Annotated in this window: 4 protein-coding genes; 2 read left to right on the top strand and 2 right to left on the bottom strand. The window is 65.2% G+C overall.

Features of this window, described 5'->3' with window-relative positions; genetic code table 11:
• The first annotated feature begins 203 nt into the window (after positions 1–203).
• Positions 204–632: a hypothetical protein gene (locus tag AC2VOP_RS19900; protein WP_486962570.1), complete on the top strand. Its 429-nt coding sequence runs from the start codon at positions 204–206 to the stop codon at positions 630–632.
• Positions 633–763: 131 nt separating this feature from the next.
• On the opposite strand, the gene AC2VOP_RS19895 is transcribed toward AC2VOP_RS19900, so the two are convergent.
• Complete coding sequence (locus AC2VOP_RS19895) at positions 764–1,633, bottom strand: inositol monophosphatase family protein (RefSeq protein WP_486962569.1); 870 nt, start codon at positions 1,631–1,633, stop codon at positions 764–766.
• Between the two features lie 64 nt (positions 1,634–1,697).
• Positions 1,698–2,186 (bottom strand): flavin reductase family protein, encoded by a 489-nt coding sequence (locus AC2VOP_RS19890; protein ID WP_486962568.1) that lies wholly within the window; start codon positions 2,184–2,186, stop codon positions 1,698–1,700.
• 241 nt (positions 2,187–2,427) lie between these two features.
• On the opposite strand from AC2VOP_RS19890, the gene AC2VOP_RS19885 reads away from it, so the two are divergent.
• On the top strand, positions 2,428–3,589 hold a 1,162-nt coding region (locus tag AC2VOP_RS19885), incomplete at its 3' end, for an acyl-CoA dehydrogenase family protein (RefSeq protein ID WP_486962567.1).

Here is a 3,589-nt window from a genome sequence, read left to right as displayed (position 1 = left end):
CCTGTACTATCTCGCCGACAGCGTCGATGCGACACGCCTGTCGACCTGTGAACATTAGGCGTCACCTGATATAGGTTCGGCCGAACCTGTGCGCTTTAGACTGCGGTGGCGAGTTCATCAACCATGAAGTCGCTGGATGGCTGCAGGCCCGCGACATCGCCCAGACCCGCTCGCGGCCGTACCAGAAAAACGACCAAGCCCATGTGGAGTCCAAGAACAACCACGTGGTGCGCAAACACGCGTTCTACTGGCGCTACGACACCGGCCAGGAGCGGGAGCTGCTCAACCGGCTGTGGGAGCTGGTGTCGTTGCGGCTGAATTTCTTCACCCCGACCAAAAAGGCCATCGGCCACACCACCACCGCCGACGGCCGCCGCAAGCGCATCTACGACAAACCGGCCACCCCGTGGCAACGTCTACAGGCATCGGGCGTCCTTGATGCACAACAACTCTCGACCGTGGCCGCCCGGATCGAAGGCATCAACCCGGCCGATCTGACCCGCCAGATCAACGCGATCCAGATGCAGCTGCTGGACCTGGCCAAAGCCAAGACCGAGGCCCTGGCCGCCGCCCGCCACATCGACCTGCAAGCATTGCAACCGTCAATCAACCGATTGGCCAAGGCGAAGTAATGCAAGCCCCCCACGCGCTCACCATGCGTGAGGCACCAGCCACCGCTTCGCGCTCACTTCTACGTGAGGCACCTCGGCCGTAACAGGTAGCACCAGCGGTCAAGTGTGACGCAGATAACTGGTGAATTGGGTTACGACGGGATCGGCGCCAGGGCGCCGAACCGCTCCAGCTCGGCGATGAATTCGTCGGCAATACCGGGAGCTGCGGCGACGACCAGGCCTCCCGCGTCGGCGGGTTGCCCCGGGTCGGGCAGCAGCACCCGTGCTCCCGCCTCGGATGCGACCAGCGCGCCGGCTGCATAATCCCACAGCTTCAGACCGTGCTCGTAGAACACGTCGAGTCGGCCCGCCCCGACCAGGCACAGATCAAGGGCTGCCGACCCGATTCGGCGCACGTCGCGCACTACCGGCAACATCTCGGCCAGCAACGCAGCTTGCGCCGCGCGACGCCGCGCAGAGTATCCGAATCCGGTGCCTAGCAGTGCAACTGACAAATCCACGACATCGGTGCAGCACAGCACCTCGGAGCCATGCTCGTCGATCGCCTGCGCCCCCAGCCCGGCACCCGCCGAATACACCCGCTCACCGGCGACGTCGGCCACCGCTCCGGCTGTCGGCACGCCCCCGACGACGGCCGCTACCGACACCGCGTAGGCCGGGATCGCATACATGAAATTCACTGTGCCGTCGATGGGATCGAGGATCCAGGTGACCGATTCGGGGTCCCGGCCGGAAACATCGCCGGACCCACCACCTTCCTCACCGAGCACCGCATCGCCGGGGCGCAGTCGTGCCAGCCGGTCGCGCAGAAACCTCTCAGTGTCGGTGTCGACCACCGTCACCGGGTCGGTGGGGCTGCTTTTCGTCCGTACCGCGGTCGCCCCTCGACGATCCGCACCGAACACCTCGGCACGGCGACGCCGCACGAACTCGGCAGCTTCGGTGGCGAGCCTTTCAGCCACCGAACGCAGCCGGCCAGGATCGTTGCCGATGACGGTCATCTCCCTATCGCACCACATCCGCCTGGGCGAGGGCATCTCCGATGAATCGGGGCGATGTGGCCGCCTAACCGTCGAGCCGGCGGAACACGCTGCGATGGAAGACGATCGGGGCCACCGCCGGGTCGACCGTGACGTCACTGATGCGCAGCACGACGATGGTGTGGTCGCCGGCGGGAACCAGTTGTTCGACTGCGCTCTCCAGCCACACGCTGGTGCCCTTGATGAAGACGGCACCGCTCCCGCTGGACACCGTCTCCAACCCGGCGAACCGATCCCCGGTCTTGGCGGCCAGCGTGCGAACCGCGCTGTCCTGGGCCTCGCCGAGCACACTGATACCCAGCACCGGCACGTCTTTGAGTCTCGGCCAGGTTGTCGAGGTGTTCCGCACACAGAACGACACCAGCGGCGGATCCAGCGAGACCGGAACGAAGGTGCTGGCCGCCAACCCCACCCGGTTGCCGTCGACCTCGGCGGCGACGGCAACCACCCCGGACGGGAACTGCCCGAACGCCTCGCGCAGTGAGGACGGTGTCAGCTTTCCTGGGGAACTCACCGGGACTCGTTAACTCGACAGTCTTCTCGGACGGGTTGTGATATGCCCGACACTACCGGGGGTCGGCCGCCGACATTTCAGCAGCACACCGCCGCCAACCGGTTGGTTACTTAGTGAGTGCAATATAACTCACAACCGCTTGCTTCGGGCTTATCCCCAGGTATAGTTTGAGGCACGTTACTGGTGGGTAACTTCTCCGGAGTACTCAACCGCAAGTGCGCTCCCATCGAGGAGGATGTCCGTGGGCCACTACAAGAGCAACGTCCGCGACCAGGTGTTCAACCTGTTCGAGGTGTTCGGCGTCGACCGGGTGTTCGGCGAGGGCGACTTCGCCGACCTGGACGTCGACACCGTGCGGGAGATGTTGAGCGAGCTGAGCCGCCTAGCCGAGGGCCCGATTGCGGAGTCGTTCGTCGACGGTGACCGCAATCCGCCGGTGTTCGACCCGCAGACCCACTCGGTGAAACTGCCCGAGTCATTCGCGAAGTCGGTGCGGACCACCCTCGAGGGCGGCTGGGACAAGGTGGGGATCGATGAGGCGCTCAACGGGATCCCGATGCCCAAGGCGCTGATGTGGGCGCTGCATGAGCACATCCTGGGCGCGAACCCCGCGGTGTGGATGTACGCCGGCGGCGTCGGTTTCGCCAACATCTTCTACCACCTCGGCACCGAGGAGCAGAAGAAATGGGCGGTGACCGCCGCCGAACGGGGCTGGGGCGCGACCATGGTGCTGACCGAGCCGGACGCGGGTTCCGACGTGGGTTCGGCCCGAACCAAGGCTGTCAAGTGCGACGACGGCTCCTGGCACATCGACGGTGTCAAGCGGTTCATCACGTCGGCCGACTCCGGCGACCTGTTCGAAAACATCTTCCACCTGGTGCTGGCCCGCCCCGAGGGGGCCAAGCCGGGCACCAAAGGTCTGTCGCTGTTCTTCGTGCCGAAGTTCCTGTTCGACTTCTCCACCGGTGAGCTGGGCGAGCGCAACGGCGTGTTCGTCACCAACGTCGAGCACAAGATGGGCCTGAAAGCGTCGGCGACCTGTGAGCTGTCCTTCGGCCAGCACGGCATTCCCGCCAAAGGCTGGCTGGTCGGCGAGGTACACAACGGCATTGCGCAGATGTTCGACGTGATCGAGCAGGCCCGCATGATGGTCGGCACCAAAGCGATCGCGACCCTGTCCACCGGTTACCTCAACGCGCTGGACTATGCCAAGACCCGGGTGCAGGGCGCCGACCTGACCCAGATGACCGACAAGACGGCACCGCGGGTGACGATCATCCATCATCCCGACGTGCGCCGGTCGCTAATGACCCAGAAGGCCTACGCCGAGGGGCTGCGCGCCCTGTATATCTACACCGGCACCTACCAGGACGCCGCGGTGGCCAAGGCGGTGCACGGGGTGG

Source organism: Mycobacterium sp. TH-M106, assembly GCF_057473765.1.
This window is presented reverse-complemented; position numbering and strand designations above follow the sequence as displayed.